This is a genomic window from Pseudomonas versuta (assembly GCF_001294575.1).
Lineage (GTDB): Bacteria > Pseudomonadota > Gammaproteobacteria > Pseudomonadales > Pseudomonadaceae > Aquipseudomonas > Aquipseudomonas versuta.
This window is the reverse complement of record NZ_CP012676.1, coordinates 2,707,407-2,722,585: the sequence shown is the minus strand read 5'-3', so window position 1 is coordinate 2,722,585 and position 15,179 is coordinate 2,707,407. Positions and strand designations below refer to the sequence as shown.

General features: G+C 48.9%; 14 protein-coding genes and 2 pseudogenes. 4 read left to right on the top strand and 12 right to left on the bottom strand.

Annotated features, from left to right (window positions below; all coding sequences use genetic code 11):
* Nucleotides 1–620: 620 nt before the first annotated feature.
* Nucleotides 621–1,511 carry a non-homologous end joining protein Ku gene (ku, locus tag AOC04_RS11975; protein ID WP_060693629.1) on the top strand — a complete coding sequence of 297 codons (891 nt, stop codon included), beginning with the start codon at nt 621–623 and terminating at the stop codon, nt 1,509–1,511.
* 776 nt (nt 1,512–2,287) lie between these two features.
* The gene (locus AOC04_RS24475) at nt 2,288–2,542 is read left to right on the top strand and encodes a transposase (RefSeq protein WP_073514931.1); all 255 of its coding nucleotides are present in this window, start codon (nt 2,288–2,290) and stop codon (nt 2,540–2,542) included.
* Here the strand turns inward: AOC04_RS24475 and AOC04_RS24470 are convergent.
* From AOC04_RS24470 to AOC04_RS23805, 5 genes and pseudogenes are all read right to left on the bottom strand, one after another.
* A pseudogene (locus AOC04_RS24470) lies at nt 2,502–2,722 on the bottom strand (IS3 family transposase); the annotation flags it as partial. The gene AOC04_RS24475 and the pseudogene AOC04_RS24470 overlap by 41 nt on opposite strands.
* A gap of 21 nt (nt 2,723–2,743) precedes the next feature.
* A pseudogene (locus AOC04_RS24200) lies at nt 2,744–3,194 on the bottom strand (transposase); the annotation flags it as partial.
* A gap of 1,305 nt (nt 3,195–4,499) precedes the next feature.
* Nucleotides 4,500–5,129, bottom strand: coding sequence for a lipopolysaccharide core heptose(II)-phosphate phosphatase PmrG (gene pmrG, locus AOC04_RS11965; protein WP_060693627.1), 630 nt, complete (start codon nt 5,127–5,129; stop codon nt 4,500–4,502).
* A gap of 105 nt (nt 5,130–5,234) precedes the next feature.
* Nucleotides 5,235–5,594 (bottom strand): hypothetical protein, encoded by a 360-nt coding sequence (locus AOC04_RS11960; RefSeq protein ID WP_060693625.1) that lies wholly within the window; start codon nt 5,592–5,594, stop codon nt 5,235–5,237.
* Between the two features lie 39 nt (nt 5,595–5,633).
* Entirely contained in the window at nt 5,634–6,359 is a 726-nt protein-coding gene (locus tag AOC04_RS23805) for a hypothetical protein (protein WP_073514932.1), read from the bottom strand.
* Between the two features lie 174 nt (nt 6,360–6,533).
* Between AOC04_RS23805 and AOC04_RS11955 the strand changes: the two genes are divergently transcribed.
* Complete coding sequence (locus AOC04_RS11955) at nt 6,534–6,842, top strand: helix-turn-helix domain-containing protein (protein WP_060693623.1); 309 nt, start codon at nt 6,534–6,536, stop codon at nt 6,840–6,842.
* Between the two features lie 27 nt (nt 6,843–6,869).
* Here the strand turns inward: AOC04_RS11955 and AOC04_RS11950 are convergent, their stop codons facing one another.
* The 7 genes from AOC04_RS11950 to AOC04_RS24465 form a co-directional block, all read right to left on the bottom strand.
* Nucleotides 6,870–7,061 carry a hypothetical protein gene (locus tag AOC04_RS11950; protein WP_060693621.1) on the bottom strand — a complete coding sequence of 64 codons (192 nt, stop codon included), beginning with the start codon at nt 7,059–7,061 and terminating at the stop codon, nt 6,870–6,872.
* A 68-nt stretch (nt 7,062–7,129) separates the two neighbouring features.
* Nucleotides 7,130–8,098: a DUF932 domain-containing protein gene (locus AOC04_RS11945; RefSeq protein WP_060693619.1), complete on the bottom strand. Its 969-nt coding sequence runs from the start codon at nt 8,096–8,098 to the stop codon at nt 7,130–7,132.
* A 91-nt stretch (nt 8,099–8,189) separates the two neighbouring features.
* Nucleotides 8,190–8,519 (bottom strand): hypothetical protein, encoded by a 330-nt coding sequence (locus AOC04_RS11940; RefSeq protein WP_060693617.1) that lies wholly within the window; start codon nt 8,517–8,519, stop codon nt 8,190–8,192.
* Between the two features lie 110 nt (nt 8,520–8,629).
* Nucleotides 8,630–9,892, bottom strand: a complete 1,263-nt coding sequence (locus AOC04_RS11935) for a tyrosine-type recombinase/integrase (RefSeq protein ID WP_060693615.1) — start codon at nt 9,890–9,892, stop codon at nt 8,630–8,632.
* A gap of 583 nt (nt 9,893–10,475) precedes the next feature.
* A complete protein-coding gene (locus AOC04_RS11930) occupies nt 10,476–11,621 on the bottom strand; it encodes a serine hydrolase domain-containing protein (protein ID WP_060693613.1) in 1,146 nt (381 codons plus the stop codon).
* 146 nt (nt 11,622–11,767) lie between these two features.
* Complete coding sequence (locus tag AOC04_RS11925; protein WP_060693611.1) at nt 11,768–12,823, bottom strand: fatty acid desaturase; 1,056 nt, start codon at nt 12,821–12,823, stop codon at nt 11,768–11,770.
* A gap of 360 nt (nt 12,824–13,183) precedes the next feature.
* Nucleotides 13,184–13,471: a DUF2986 domain-containing protein gene (locus tag AOC04_RS24465; RefSeq protein ID WP_418054948.1), complete on the bottom strand. Its 288-nt coding sequence runs from the start codon at nt 13,469–13,471 to the stop codon at nt 13,184–13,186.
* Between the two features lie 785 nt (nt 13,472–14,256).
* On the opposite strand from AOC04_RS24465, the gene AOC04_RS11915 reads away from it, so the two are divergent.
* Nucleotides 14,257–15,168: a TauD/TfdA dioxygenase family protein gene (locus AOC04_RS11915; protein ID WP_060693609.1), complete on the top strand. Its 912-nt coding sequence runs from the start codon at nt 14,257–14,259 to the stop codon at nt 15,166–15,168.
* Nucleotides 15,169–15,179 lie beyond the last annotated feature (11 nt).

Below are 15,179 nucleotides of genomic sequence, written 5' to 3'. Positions count from 1 at the left end.
ACAGCAGATGAGCCACCGGGGATTGTGATAATAACGGTTGATGCTACCGGAGGGATGATTGATGTGCACGATCGGCGCCCAGTTGTGCTATACCCAGAATTCGCTTCGGAGCGGCTCTCACCTGATATATGACAAAGGACCGGGCTAAAAAAACGCACGTGATTGTGGACAACTTGCAGAGGATTTTGAGTGGTATCCGGTTTCGAAAGAGATAGACAATATAAAAAAAAGGGGAATACCTCATAAAATCAATAGTATACGTTTTACTTTTCTCTGAATTTGTATTGATTTTGATCAGAATTTGTCTAGATGGATGCTCAGAATGTCTGACTTGCTGACAGTAAAGATGTATTCCAATTGGCTGCCTTGACCGTGGCCGATCTATATCTGAATTCGTAAGACATTTGAAGCAGGATTTGCGAGTTCGTGAAGCTTCGCTCACAGTGGGAGTGACTGAAAAAGCGAGTGCAAAAATCCGTTGAAAACAAGTGCGTGCTCGGATGAATGACACAGCCGCCTCCCTACTGGCTGATATCTGAATCAAAGCCTTTCTATCTTTTAGGGGAAACTTTGATTTTGAACCGTTGTCATCCGCAGACACACTATGAAGGATGACCGCTATGCCTCGGGCAATTTGGAAGGGAGCAATCAGTTTCGGACTCGTACACATTCCTGTGGCTTTGGTGTCTGCCACCTCTCAACAAGGTATCGATTTCGATTGGCTGGACAAGCGCAGTATGGACCCTGTTGGCTACAAACGGGTCAACAAGGTCACTGGAAAAGAGATTACTAAGGAGAACATCGTCAAAGGTGTTCAGTTTGAAAAAGGACGATATGTAGTCATCAGCGAAGACGAAATTAAGCAAGCTCACCCGCGCTCGACGCAAACCATCGATATTTTTGCTTTTGTTGAGAGTAAAAAAATCCCCTTGCAACACATTGATACGCCGTATTTTCTGGCTCCTGATAAGCGAGGAGAAAAAGTTTATGCGTTGTTACGTCAAGCGCTGGTTGATACGAGCAAGGTAGCCTTGGCTAAAGTAGTTATTCGCACAAGCCAGCATTTAGCAGCTGTCATCCCTATGGATGCAGCAATCGTTTTAGTATTACTACGATGGCCAGCTGAAGTGCGCAGTCTTGATTCGCTTGAACTTAACAAGGATGTAACTGAAGCTAAACTGAATAAAAGCGAACTAAAAATGGCTAAACGTTTGGTCGAGGACATGGCAGCAGATTGGGAACCAGACAAGTATCGAGATACCTTTCAAGAGCAAATTATGGCATTGGTCGAGACTAAAGCCAGTGAAGGTAAGATTGAAAACGTAGAAACTAATACCCGGGATGAGGAACAGCGAAAAACGGCCGATGTTATTGACCTTGCAGAGCTGCTCAAGAGAAGCCTTGGTAGCAAAAAATCGCAGATTCCCACTGAAAAATCAAAATCTGCAGCAAAGCCGAAAGCTAAGAAATTAGTGGAGGCGGAGCCAGAAAAAAAGCGACATAGTAAATAATCGGATTTCTTCCGGCTATTCGCTACATAGTTTTGACTCGCGATGAGTCGGAGGAGGTATTTGTAGGGAAAGTTTGCAGTAGTGGGGCTTGTCTAATAAAGTCGATTGCGCAATTATTATAATTGGCTCACAATAAATTAGATATGGTAGAGCCTGTGTATTGCTATTTCAAATGGGTTTGTTTTTATTTCTCTGCTTTGTATCTCCGTGTTTTATAAGTCGGCAATAATTTGAAGATTTGGTGGGTTTTTATTGCGTGGTTTTTACTGTTTATTTTTACATTTTAATGCTTGTTGAGATCATAATAACTCTATGGCAAATCCGAATATCGGTAAATTAACTGGCTGCGAATTCAGTAAACAAAAAAGAGCCTTGTGGCTCCTTGTTGTACATGTTGGGCAGCCAGTTTCACGCCGCTCGTATTTATTCGCTTCGGCAGGCCTCGCAGAACCGATTACATTCTTGATAATTATTTCAGAAGGCGCTGACATTGAGCGACTGAGAAGCTTCAATTCATCTGGTGTGCAATTCCACGATTCGATTCGAAGTGTAGTGGTCAACTGACCCCGGACATGACGTTAGGTTATCCATAGTTTGTGGTGCCCAAGCCATAGACCTTAATTCAAATTAGCTGAAAGCATCTGCCATTTGTAAAAGCTGTGACCCTCGGGGCATCACACCTTCCTAATGCCATCGCTTAAGGCGATGGTGTACAACATTTCGGGGTCAGATCAATTCAAGTGGACACCATATCTAGCCTTTTTTAAGCGACGCCCATGCCACAAGAATGCCGTCCCTGTTCCAAGTCCTTTAAAGCCCAAGTCATCGCCGAGTGTGTGCAGGCTGGCCCCTCGATTGCCAATGTCGCCTTAACCCACAACCTCAATGCAAACCTTGTCCATAAATGGCTTCGGGTGCATATGCAGAAAAACGTGGTACAGCAAACTGCCTTTAGTCCGGTCAAGTCATTGTCTTTGACTGCGGCCCCTCGGGCCGAATCCAGTTGTACCGATGCATCAAAAAAAGACTGATGTCGCATTGGGCCCTTAGACCGTTCGGTAGCCCGTGATTGCTGTCCGTTCAGTTTTCAGTCTCCGAAACACACGATCAATCGGCGCATTATCCCAGCAATTTTTTCGGCGACTCATGCTTTGGTGCATTCGATAACGCCAGAGGCGCTGTCGCAATAAAAGGCTCGCATACTGGGCGAATTCAACCAGTCGTCGCAACACTGGATTGTTGACTGATTCTAGATACTCACTCCGAGCTTCGGCAGGTGTCTTCCAGTTTAGTGTTTTTCGGGGCTGTATGTTCAGCACATTAGCCACGACTTGGATCTCATGCGCACTCCAACGAGACAGATCTGTCCCTTTTGTGAAGTATTGCCGTAGAAGGCCGTTCGTATTCCTCTTTGTACCGCGCTGTGAGGGTTAGCTAAGAAGACATTCACTACGGACTCGATAGTAAATTGAGCGTTCTCCGACAGCTCCTTCCCGCGATCCGGGACAAAGATCTCCTCAGCTCGATGGGAAGACCATTCACTGTTTTCTTAAGTGCAGTGGCCATACTAACAGCTCCGTATCCAGCCAGTGCCGAGACGTTCTACGTCCGGGGAACTATCCTATTACCTTGCTTGCGGGGCAGATGGACCAGCATATTGAATCGAGTTGAGCGTTCTACCAACGGCTACACCCAACGTCATCACGGCCTTGATCCGCAAGGCATCAAGCTATTTTTGAATAATAGTGGAATCCGCGAACATGACTGAAGGTAATGCGCATGTAGCTGAAAGCCAGATTAGCAAACAGGACTCAACGGTAGTTACGCACATTGCAAGAGGCAAGAAAGCACTTGAGACTACGTACCCGAATGGGATTAAGCAGATCAAAGTAGGTTTTAGGTAATGCCCTGCTGTTAACGTACATGCATTCTTGCTGTGTGTGTTGCCAGGTTCAATTTTCTGATGCATATTGCTGCACATCATCGGAGCCGAATGGAGCTAGTTAAGCCGCATGATAGGTTGTATAGGTCGTAGATGTTTGCTGTATTTATGAGTTAGATAAAAAATAAAGGCACAGTAAGCTCCGTACCTTTATATTGGTTGATTCCGACCGGCTTAACCTTTCTATTATAATAAAACGGATATTCGCAGTGCCCGCCGGCATTGAGTACTTCTAATTCATAGACGGCTTGCAGGCACTGCTTGAGATCCGCATTGGGCAACTTTTTGCCATTGATGGTACATTCATGGTCTGCGCGCGTGTTGCACCAGGCTTCCTTTACATCGTTTTTTTTTTGCAGGTTTTGTCATGGGCGTATTTTCGATCCGTGGCGCGCTATCGACAGACGAGTCACTCGTTGCATTCACATCCCGTTAGTAGGCGGCAATAGTGTCTTTTGCGCTCGTTTTGCTGATGTCGTGATGAAGCAAGAAGTCCTGAGGTCTTTTGCGGGATTGAACGTAAATTACCTTTGTCCCCCTTTTATTTGGTCCGCCATCCATGCGATAGGCAATCGGATAACCATCCTCACTGTCATAGATGTAGTAGTAAGTGTAGAGACTAAAGCTAAGGTACTTTGCAGTACATGCCATAGATACCTGAGCCATTGGGTGCACGGCAAGTGCCTCGCACGCATTTGTCGCTGATGTTGTTGCTGAAGGTGACGTTGCGTTGCTGTTGTGCGTTCCACTGAGTAATATTTCTTGGAATGCTATACTAGGTGCAGCGGTGGAATTTTGACCCGTACTGATTCTTGGCCTCCGTACGCAATGGCATAAGGTAAATCGTTTATGCCTTGTTCATTTGGTAGCATGGGTGTATATAGGTTTCCGTAGTAAACTTCGGCTTGGGCGTTCAATGAAAGTGCAAGCGTCAAGCAGCCTGCTGCTTTGAGTACAACTAATTTTATATTCACTGTCTTAAACTCAGGGTGGGCGGAAGGAAGCTATTGGATTTTTGTAAGGTTCTTTGTGAGTGGCTTTTTTTTTTAAATCGACGATGGGTATTTTGGGATGTCGATAGCATTTAACGTGCCGACAATCTGTATTTCATTTTTGTTTTTTGTTATCGCAAATAGGAGGCTCCCGTATTCGGGTCTCCATGAATGCTGTTGTCCGCTGGATCTTATTAAATCTTTCATGCAGGTGTTGTGAGTCACAACTATAAGATTTCTGCTGATGATCTTGTGTTTTAGCAACTTGTCAATGATGTCGTTTCCGCATATGGCCTCTCTCTCGGATAGTAGGCTTGCTTTGCCTAGCATAATGTCGGATGTTTGAACTGTTCTAGTGGTTGGGCTAGTAAATACATCTGTGTTGTCTAGTTCAAAATAGGATTTTAAGCGGGTGCCTTCTTCTTTTGCTCTCTCGCTTCCAAGGACTGTGATTCCATTGTCTGGACCTAGGCACGGGTTGTTTGAGCGGTCGCAGCGCTCTTCGTGTCTTATCAATAAAATGACATTCCCATTTCTCCAATTTTCAAGGAGCCCTGAACTGGATAGTTTTTTATTCGAGCCTAAGTTTTCTACGGTGTTTTTCGTAAGAGCTTCGTAAGCACAAAATATCGCGCCAATAAGACCTGCGATTAGTATCGCTTTCGATAGGGTGATGTTAGGCATTTCGAATGTCCATTACCTGTATTTTATAAAGCCACTGCAGTGAGCTAGCTTGATGCTTGATTTGTTAAGCTCTGGAATATGCAGGAGGGCGAAGATCTGCGCCGGCTATTTTTTATATACAACTTTGATTTTTTTGTTAACGTAGTCTTTTATTACTTCGTAATCGGGGTCGTAGGTGGCGAGCGTATGGCCCGCACTAGCAACGGTAGCTGCGGCGGCTAAGGCAACCCCGACAGGTAGTGAGGCTGCTCCGATCAGAGTTCCCAAGAGTCCACCCTGTGCGATGGCTCCTTTTAGATCGACCTTCACTCGACACTTTAGTCCGAGGTGTTCGATGCGCATTTCCAAGTGTTTTATACTTGCATTGAAATTACCTCTCAGCCCGATAACTTCAAACGATGACCTGCGTCTCAATAAGTCATCCATCTGTGCTTCGTCTGTGCCTGTTACAGTCGTTAATGTCATCAGTGTTGCCTCTATGTATTATCAAATGGGTGTTTTCAGTTAAGTCAGCAATTGCGGTTGATCAGTGTGAACCGTTTTCGATGAGATAAATGGCCGGATAGGCCACATTTTTTGTGGTCGTATGCTTAGTGCTTTAAAGTATTTTTTATTTAATCCCTGAAGGATCATCTTCTTGTCGTAGCACAGGGGAGTGCTTTGGCAATTACCGCCTGCTTTTTTAACATCTTGCTCTTTTACAATGGGCAGATATTTAGGCAAGTCTTCATTTTCTATTTCTTTGCCATCAATTGAACAGTTAAAACTTGCCGTCGGCATACAGACAACGTCAGGTAAGGCCTGAGATGATTTGTCAGGTGGCGAGTTAGTAAGAGCCCCAGTATGTTTGCCACCAAATCCAGGCCCTGTTCCGCTTTTGTAAGAAACAGGGTTGCCTTTCGTGTCGGCTCCCAAATACCACCCGAATGTGTAGTGATAACTGCCCGCAGGTGCGTTGCCTGCGAAGCTGCCGCTATTCGAGCAAACGCCTTGATCATCACACATTGCATTTTGTTGGCTGCTTACGCTCTCAACACGTTGTTGGCCTTGCGGGTCTGTGTAGACGTTGCTGATCCGGACGGGACTGTTGGGAACACGGCAGTCCCATTCCTTGAGGCCGTAGTACTGATCTATCCGAAATAGAGAACAGCCTGTGACATCGTCTTGAGCCTGCGCGGCATTACCGAGAATCATCAGAAGAGGAATTAAGGTAAATAGCGGGTGCTTCATTATGGAGCCTTCTTATCAGGGGAAAAAAATTAGCCAAGGTTTGAGGTATTTCTGACCGAACCGATTCATCTCAAAGGCCTCGCTGATACGTAGCGGATCTCAATACTACCAAAACGGTAGTATCAGGCAAGGGACAAACAATCACGATGCCTTTTTGCCAAGTGGATCGTGTGAATGTCAGTCTTGGGAAAGCGCATAAAGCAGGCGCGCGTGCAGATGGGCTTATCGCAGGAGCGGTTGGGGTTGGATGCTGGCTTGGATGAGATGTCTGCGAGTACGCGCATGAATCGCTATGAGCTTGGAAAGCGGGTTCCTGCTCCTGATTTTGTCGAGCGTTTGAGTAAGGTACTCAACGTACCCGCAGCGTTTTTTTATGCCGTTGAGGATGATGAGGCAGAGTTACTGATAAAATTCCATAAGCTTGATGCGCTAAAACGCGTCGAGCTTATGAATCGGCTGGATGAGCTGCTTTACGCAAAGTAGCTGCCGTTAGCGCTCGTTGCAGAGCGCTCAGGCTGATTCTACGGGCACCTCGATTCCGGCCTGGCGTGCAATAATTTCAAATACCAGGCATGCGAGCAGCACAGCAATCAGCAGTGGCCAAAAGCGCGCCAGGATGAACGCGAGCAAAACGGCCAAGACACAGCAGGCCAATATGCCGAAAAACAGAAAAAGTAAACCGATAAAGCGTATTACGTTCATCGCGATTTCCTTCAGGCATTAAGCTGCTTGAGCGGAGAGTGCTCAAGCGGCAGTGGTGGAGAACAGCGTTAGGCTATCAATCGAAGAGCAGAGTCGAGTGCGCGTTGTTTGATGACAGCACCTCGGCCAAACCAAGCCGTGTCTATGCGGTATTCATTGCTGCGTGCCCGGCGCTCGTGATCGACATACTCGGTGACTGAGTTGAGCAAACCCCATGCCGTACCTTTCGCCGCTTCCAGCTGTGCCCCTCGACCATGCCCTTCATACATGCTCAGTACTTTGCTTAAGGCGCGTTCATTCGAGAGGCCCGCATGCTCAGGCTTACCTGTCTGCACCTCACACAACACACTGCGTAAATACGTCTTGGCCTCATGGTCTTTTACAGGGCGGGCTGCGAGCGTTCGCATGCTGTACATGAAGTCGTCCCATTGCGAGACGGTGATTCCCAGTTGCTGTTTGACAGCGCGAGGATCGAAGCGCGTGCTGTGTGGCACCTTGATCGCTTGACTAGAGCCGTTGATAGCAATCGTTAGCGTGTTATTGCAGACCACGCGAATGGTGGTCGGAGTCGCGGTGGTGGCGAGCGTGCCGTCGCATGAGGTGGCCAGCAGCAGGTAACCATTGACCTCGTCATTGCCTTTGAGCGTGGTTGACTCACCGGTGCGCGCTAGTGCCCAGAGTTTGCGGCCACCTTTTAGCACTCCAGCAGTTTCTAGCTCATAACCCGAGCGTTCGGTCAGATCTCGGTAAAACTCCAAGACTTCGCGGGGTTGGACCACTTGATAGCGTTGTGAGACCACCGACAGTGGGGCTTTGGTGTCAGAGCGAAATAGCACCTTCTGTTCTGCAAACGAATGAATGGTGCCGAGGTTGCCGACACTATCGGCCTTGAAGTGAACCGAGCTTTCCTGAATCTTCCAGTCCATTCCAGCCTCACGCTGCCATATTTCGATAGGCTTTTTTTTCGTCAGATGACGGCCGAGGCCGTGCCACGGGGTCGCACCGACGTAAGCCATTTGTTCGATTTGATGAGCCATGATTGCGATTCCTTTGGGTGCATGCCGGCATAGATGCCACACGATGCGTGGCACTTCCGGAGGTAGTAAGAGAGATGAAGGGGAGTGCGGTTTAGGTGGGTAAATTAAATCGATGCCCGCAGATCAGGCACAGATTGTGAGCCAGGATATGACGATCAAGTTTGTCGCCGATTTGAGCGCCTAATGCACAGCCGCCAGCGCCGCCAACAAGCCCGCCGAGGATGGCGCCAGAAACGGCTCCGAGGGTAACTCCGAAGGGGCCTGCAATAGCTCCGACGGTAGCACCCGCCTGACCGCCAGCAAGTGCTGCACTGACGCCGCGTGCTGCACCGCCGACCGTACCGATGGCCGCTGCAATTTTCATGGCTTGGTGTAAGGAAGCGATTTTGGGTGAGTTACAGCGAGGGCACTGCAATGACATGGTATGAAGCTCCATGGTGGGGGTGTCATAGCAGTGATGTAGGACTGAGTTATTTTGCAATTGAATCGCTTCGAGTGGCAGCACCGATGTCGGCCTCCTAGAGCCAGAGGTTATTCAGGAATGGCTGACCCATTCTCGTTGAGGGTTACAAAGTCGGCCCATTCAGTCATTAGCGCACGGCGCTTTTCCAGTAAGTCACTGCGCCAGTAGGCGGCCTCGGCACCGTTGGCGACAACGTGAGCTAAAGCCATCTCGCAGACCTCTCGTGCATGGTGCGTACATTCAGCAGCCCAATCCCTGAAGGTGCTGCGAAATCCGTGAGCAGTAATGACTTTGTCATTGCTATCGCGCCAGCCCGTGCCTCCATCTTCCAGGCCCTTTTGGTCCATGCGGCGTAGCAGCATCAACATGGCCATGTTGCTAATCGGTCGACCTTTACGTGCCCCTGGAAACAGTAACGAACTGCCTTTCACTCGTGGGAGTCCTTCCAGTAATGCAATCAGCGCATCTGATAACGGCACCGTGTGGATTTTGCACGCTTTCATTCGTGCTGCTGGAATCGTCCATAGCTTGGCTTTCAAGTCAATTTCACTCCAGTCGGCCGCAAGAACTTCACTGGTTCGGCAGGCAGTGAGGATGGTCATTTTGAGTGCGCTAGCGGATTGCCCTTCGACCTTATTAAACGCCGGTATGAAGCGAGACAACTCCGAGTAGGGCAATGCTGGGTGGTTCAGGGTGCGTTTAGCCTTGGCGCTTGGCGGTAACAGTTTGTCCAGGTGTCCACGCCAGCGTGCGGGGTTTTCACCGTCCCGCAGCCCACGCGCTTTGGCTGCATCGAGGACCAGTTCGATCCTGTTACGTACTCGACTGGCTGTTTCGGCTTTGCTGGCCCAGATGGGCTTAAGGATTTCTAGAATATGCTCGGTGGTGATCTGATTTGTAGCGAGATTACCGATGACGGGAGCGGCGTAAGTTGCCAGTGTGTTCGTCCATTGCTGAGCATGTTTTACGTTTTTCCAGCCAGTACGATGCGCTTCTATGTAATCGTTTGATACGTCCTGAAACGTTAGGGATTTCCTTATGCGTTGGTGCTCAGCAGCCTGCTGTGCAGCGCGTTCATCATCACGAGCCTGCAAGGGATCAATGCCATCCTGCAACAGCCGTCGCTTATCGCTGGTTTTTTGTCGAGCTACCTTGAGACTGATTCCTGGATAGGTGCCTAGTCCCATTTCTCTACGTTTTCCTGAAAGCTGGAAGCGCAGCACCCAATACTTCTTTCCGTTGGGTTTGATCAGGAGACGAAGGCCGTCTCCATCCTCGTAGGTGCCTGAGGTTGTCAGGTTTTCAATTTGCTTTACGGTCAGCTTGCCCATGATGTGTTCTTCCTGTGTTTTGTTCCCCCATCTGTCCCCCCATTGAGAGCTTGAGGGTAGTGAATCTTGGCGGATGTCTTGAGACGATAGTAGGATTTATGAGGCCGTATTATAAGGGTGTGGTGGATGTTTTAGGTTTCTGGTGGATCTTGATATGGCGGACATCGCCTCCGCCATATTGCTACACCGCAGAGCCCGCCTTTTGGCGGGCTTTGTCGTTTCTGGGTTTTGGGAAAATCTCTGCCCAGACTCTCGTCTTTCCCGAATCGTTTCAGGTTCTTCGCATTACCTTTCCTTATTAATGTGCTGTGAGTAGTCGCGAAGGGCTTCGATGACTCATAAGGATTTACTACGGGGCAGTGGCTTGGGCGAGGTTGTCAGCCGTTTCGTCAGGCAGACGCTGGGAGAAGGCAGGCGTGGAAGGACCGGTGTAGTGATGGGTAATACAACACACTACACCGGGTTGCAGGGCAGGGATTCACCCGTCAGAGGTGTTTGCTATCGAGTCGGTTTCGCATGTCGCGGTACTGTCCGGTTGCTTGCGGGGCTGGCATCGCTTTGCACCAAGTTGACCTGCGATGGTTCAGATTGCCGCGTAGGCCAGGGCTGCAAGGTGCTGTGCGCGTGGATCAATCATCGTGTGTCCCCCTGAAGTGGTTGTCACAAAGCTGAAGCTGATCTCGCGCTCAGGGTCTGCAAAGGCTATTGGACCGCCAAGCCCGATATGGCCAAAAGTGTTTGGCCCCATGCAGTGTGATGCGTTCGGATCGGCTTTCTGTTCCATCATGCAACCCAGGCCATAGCGCATTGGCCGCTTCCAGATGCGATCTATGCCGCTGCTTTGCTCTTTGGTAAATTCATTCAGCATCTGTGTACTGATGAAGCGCCCGGCCAGTAGTGCGCTGTAAAAGCCGGCTAAACCACTTGCCGTACTATGTGAGCACGCCCCGGGGTGCTTGAAGGCCCACCATCTTGGGTCAGATGAACGCTTGGGCGACATTCCCGGATTGGTGAATGCCAGAGTCGAAATGTCTTGCGAATCACCAGCGACCACTGCTCGCAGGTGCTTGGAGTAAGGGTCGCCTGTTCGTCCCTTGGCCGCGTCAAAATGGGCGATGCGGTAATAATCTTGTTGGTCCACGCCCAGATGAACTTCTAGCCCATGGGGCTGTGTTATTTCTTCATGGATAAAGGTGCAGGGGTTGCGGCCGTCAGTTCGCCGAATCAGCTCCCCGATTATCCAGCCATAGGTTGTGGTTCCATAACCCAGATCAGTTCCTGGTTGCCACCATAAAGGCTCAGCAGCCAGATCATTAATCATCTGCTCCCAGTCATACATCGCAGGGTTGCGGTCCGGGAGCCTAAACGCTGGAATTCCGGAGGTATGGCTCATCACATGACGCAAGGTGATTTTATCTTTACCGCCCTGTGCAAACTCAGGCCAGTAATGAGCCACCGGAATGTCTAACTCTAATTTCCCTTCCTCGACCAGCATTAATGCAGCAACTGCGGCGAAGGGTTTGATGGTGCAAAATGTATTCACCAACGTGTCTTTATTCCAGGGTTTTTTGCCCTCAAGATCCGATGAGCCTGCCCATAAATCCACAACAGTCTCATCGCCAATCTTCACGCAGAGTGCCCCACCTCGCTCCTGTGGGTCTTTAAAAATATCTTCAAAAGCATTCTTTATGCTGTCGAATTTATTCGCACATATCCCTGTAGCTTCCATGCTTGAGACTCCATCCATTTAGAGTTGTATCGTCGTTTAAACCGTGAGTAAAAAGGGCAGGATTTAACGAGTGGTGTGTCCCGGCTCACTAGTGTGGCAGGCCTGTTCTATCACTGGCTGGAATAGACATGGGTAACGCAGTTTGTTTAAGTGTTCGGTTGTGTCATTGTATAACGGTTTGAGCGTTTATAAGTGCCGAAGTCATTAAAGCGGATGCCGGCTTCCGCTAATACCTTATGGGCGTACGGCGCTGTCATTTGACGGAGATAAAACGGGTCTTTAACCACAAAGTGATGAATGCAGTGGGTGCTGCCAAAATTGAAGCAAAATAACTGGAATGGCCATAGCCACCAATGGTTCATGACTTGAGTTTGCTGCAAGGCATTACGTGGCATTACATCACCGTAATAATGTATGTTCGAACTAATAAAGAATAGGCAAAACTGCCGTATTATATTTGGCGCGACAATAATGACCACTGCGCTATTTATCACGGTCATCAACATTGATGTTGTTGGCGATGGCTGATAGTTGAAGCCCATCAGGGAGCTGGTCCATGTGTAGAGGTGATACCCCAAAAACACATACCAGCAACCCCAGTACAGCAGGCCCATGGGCGCGTTCAAGCGCAGCACCTTGACGGTCAGCCTGACCTTTTCTCGCCAGGTAGGCGCAAACAACGCATTCACAATGCCGAATACAAATCCATCGATGAGTTTCAAGAACCTTTTAGCGCCCCACTTGCTGCCGCTGGTTGTGATCCAGGCTTCAACATCGGTATCCGTGCCCGACTCTTTATGGTGGTGAAAATGCAGCTCTCGCCTTAACCAAGGGCTTGGCATCCCCGGGCGGGTTATCCAGCACAACAGCATCATCAGGTTGTGCGCAAAAAGTTGTTTCCTGAAATACAAGCGATGAATCAAATCGTGTTCAAGTTCATGTATGAGCGACGTCAATAATGCATTGGTCACAATACAAAGCCACGCGGGTATGATACCTTTGATGTACAACGTGCCCATGATGATCATGCCGGTAACGGACAGTGTCATCACGCTGGCGCCTATAACGTTTTGATAACTTAGAAGGCGATATTTTTTACGCAGTTCGTTACTGTGCTGTGTGATTTTCTGAGTGACATCATTGATTGAATCTTGCTCTGTTTTTGAGAGAAGACTGGGAGAGGTTTTATGTAAGGCATTCATCACTTCATCCTTTGAAGACGATGGTTCGGGTTAGCGTCTCTAGAGAAGCACATATAAAATTTAGGGCAAGTTTTTAATTTTTTCCAAGTGTTTAATCTGACGGGTGGATATATGAATGTTGTATTGTCTAACAATCTAATTATATGTGGAGCTCAGTTAGGTTTCATTTTTGCGGATCAGCGGTATGCAAGATAACAACTTGGCGGGCGGGAGGGATTGCACCGTCGGTGCGCTCCGCCTCCAGGTCCGCTGGGGATTCGGGGTTTTATCTTTCATGTCGAGACGGATGTCACCCCGGATACGAACAAAATCTAACGTAAAGGGTTCACTGAAAGCCTCGTCTCTAATGCCTGGATAGCCTCAACAAGCATCGGGTGCTTGCGCAGGGAGGTCAGTAGCAGCGTCAGGGCTGTCTTGCGCAGCCAGCTTCAAGCGGTCAGCCTTGCTGATGTATTTAGCCTTTTTTTGCGGTGCCAGTTTGGCACTGGCCTTTTTGGCATGAGCCTTTAATAGCTGGGTGATTTTCTTCCGACGATTCATGTTTTTCTGCTTGGCTTGTAAATTCTCGAATGATACCAGCTTAAAACACCGGCCCGATCCCTGTAGCGCTTTGCGGGCACATAAGGTCGCAAACAGACGCGCCGTCAGGCGCTCGTTTGCATGCTTACCGTGATTAATTGTGGGCGAGGCCGCATGCGGCGGGTCACCTTTGGTCAGTGGGTAACGCACTCACCGCCCGAAGCTCATTCCCTAATGCCCTGAACCTTCCGTTAATGGCGACAACCGCCTGCTCAGGCAGCTGTTTCCTAGGTTTTTGTATTTGTTTTTTTTTGGATTAAGCTGGGGTGGCATGAAAAAAAACGTCACTCAAGGAGCCGTCATGAAAGACAAGGTCAGCAAAATTAATAAAAAACACATATTTGCACTTATTCTGGTCGGGTTTGCGGTGTTCAGCTTTCTGATGACCAACTGGGATCAGTCGTTGTAAACGGCGCTGTATTGTAATTTCTTACCGAACGACAGGTTCTTATGACGTATTGATATAGGGCGTACTTCTGTCCTTGGCACTCAGTCGCTGGACTTTTTCTGTCATCGGGCTGCACCTCAGGGAAAAGCCCTTGGCCCAATGAGATTGGCACAGCAGTCCCGCAGGATTGTGTGCCTATCAGATCGGGCCATTTCTATGTTGCCCGCCACTATTTGTTCATTTGCCTCATTGGATGATCGTGTCCGGGCTTGCCCCCGTTTCATCCAGCGTCCTCATAAAAAGTTATGAGCTTAAAACCAGACATATATAACAATTTGGTGTTGTTAATAGTCGCTTGGTTCTAGCGGGTCATTCGCATATCTTTATATTAAATAGTGATTAGTCAGTGTTGCTTTTATGCCTTTATGATCTGGCCAACAACGGTTCATAAGGCAGGAGTGGTGCTATGACAATTCAAATAAAACCCGTCGCAGGTCGAATTGGTGCGCAATTGGACGGCATAAAACTGGGCGGCGATATCAGTGCGCAAGCATTCGAGTTTATTAATGAAGCACTGTTGAAATACAAAGTACTTTTCTTTCGCGATCAGCATCTCGATGACGCCGGGCATGAAGCATTTTCCAGACGTTTCGGTAATCAGGTACCGCACCCGACTGTGCGTTCGGCCGAGCAAAGTACTGCCATCCTGCACCTGGATGCCAAGGAAACACGGGCCAACTCCTGGCACACCGATGTGACGTTTGTGGCCAATTACCCGAAAATTTCCATCCTGCGCGGTGTAGTAATTCCTCCTTATGGCGGTGACACCGTATGGGCCAATACGGCAACGGCCTATGCCGACTTGCCTGACTCTTTAAAACAACTGGCCGATGGTTTGCGCGCCTTGCACACCAATCTTTATGACTATGCCGCTGCACGTAATACCGATGAGTCGGGGCTCAAGCGTTATCGCGAACAGTTCACGGCCGAAGTTTACGAAACTGAACATCCTTTAGTTCGCGTGCACCCGGAGTCGGGCGAGAGAAGTTTGTTATTGGGGCACTTTGTTAAACAGATTCAAGGCGTCAGCAGCAATGATTCAAAACAGTTAGTCCGTCTGTTTCACGACCGCATAACCCACGTCGACAACACCGTGCGCTGGCGCTGGCAGGAAGGGGATGTGGTGATCTGGGATAACCGCGCCACTCAGCACATTGCGATCAACGATTACGGGGATGCACAGCGCATTGTGCGCCGTACCACCATTGACGGTGATGTGCCGGTCGGTGTTGACGGCCGCTTGAGCCAGGCGCTCAAACCCACCCCCGAGACCCGCTCGCCGAAAACCGAAGCCGACAAAAAACACCTCGCCGCCTGACAGACCAATCC

Bases quoted from the DNA above. Each gene is read 5' to 3' on its own strand.
- ku (WP_060693629.1), top strand. From the start codon at position 621: ATGCCTCGGGCAATTTGGAAGGGAGCAATCAGTTTCGGACTCGTACAC.
- AOC04_RS24475 (WP_073514931.1), top strand. From the start codon at position 2,288: ATGCCACAAGAATGCCGTCCCTGTTCCAAGTCCTTTAAAGCCCAAGTC.
- pmrG (WP_060693627.1), bottom strand. From the start codon at position 5,129: ATGCCTAACATCACCCTATCGAAAGCGATACTAATCGCAGGTCTTATT.
- AOC04_RS11960 (WP_060693625.1), bottom strand. From the start codon at position 5,594: ATGACATTAACGACTGTAACAGGCACAGACGAAGCACAGATGGATGAC.
- AOC04_RS23805 (WP_073514932.1), bottom strand. From the start codon at position 6,359: ATGAAGCACCCGCTATTTACCTTAATTCCTCTTCTGATGATTCTCGGT.
- AOC04_RS11955 (WP_060693623.1), top strand. From the start codon at position 6,534: ATGTCAGTCTTGGGAAAGCGCATAAAGCAGGCGCGCGTGCAGATGGGC.
- AOC04_RS11950 (WP_060693621.1), bottom strand. From the start codon at position 7,061: ATGAACGTAATACGCTTTATCGGTTTACTTTTTCTGTTTTTCGGCATA.
- AOC04_RS11945 (WP_060693619.1), bottom strand. From the start codon at position 8,098: ATGGCTCATCAAATCGAACAAATGGCTTACGTCGGTGCGACCCCGTGG.
- AOC04_RS11940 (WP_060693617.1), bottom strand. From the start codon at position 8,519: ATGTCATTGCAGTGCCCTCGCTGTAACTCACCCAAAATCGCTTCCTTA.
- AOC04_RS11935 (WP_060693615.1), bottom strand. From the start codon at position 9,892: ATGGGCAAGCTGACCGTAAAGCAAATTGAAAACCTGACAACCTCAGGC.
- AOC04_RS11930 (WP_060693613.1), bottom strand. From the start codon at position 11,621: ATGGAAGCTACAGGGATATGTGCGAATAAATTCGACAGCATAAAGAAT.
- AOC04_RS11925 (WP_060693611.1), bottom strand. From the start codon at position 12,823: ATGAATGCCTTACATAAAACCTCTCCCAGTCTTCTCTCAAAAACAGAG.
- AOC04_RS11915 (WP_060693609.1), top strand. From the start codon at position 14,257: ATGACAATTCAAATAAAACCCGTCGCAGGTCGAATTGGTGCGCAATTG.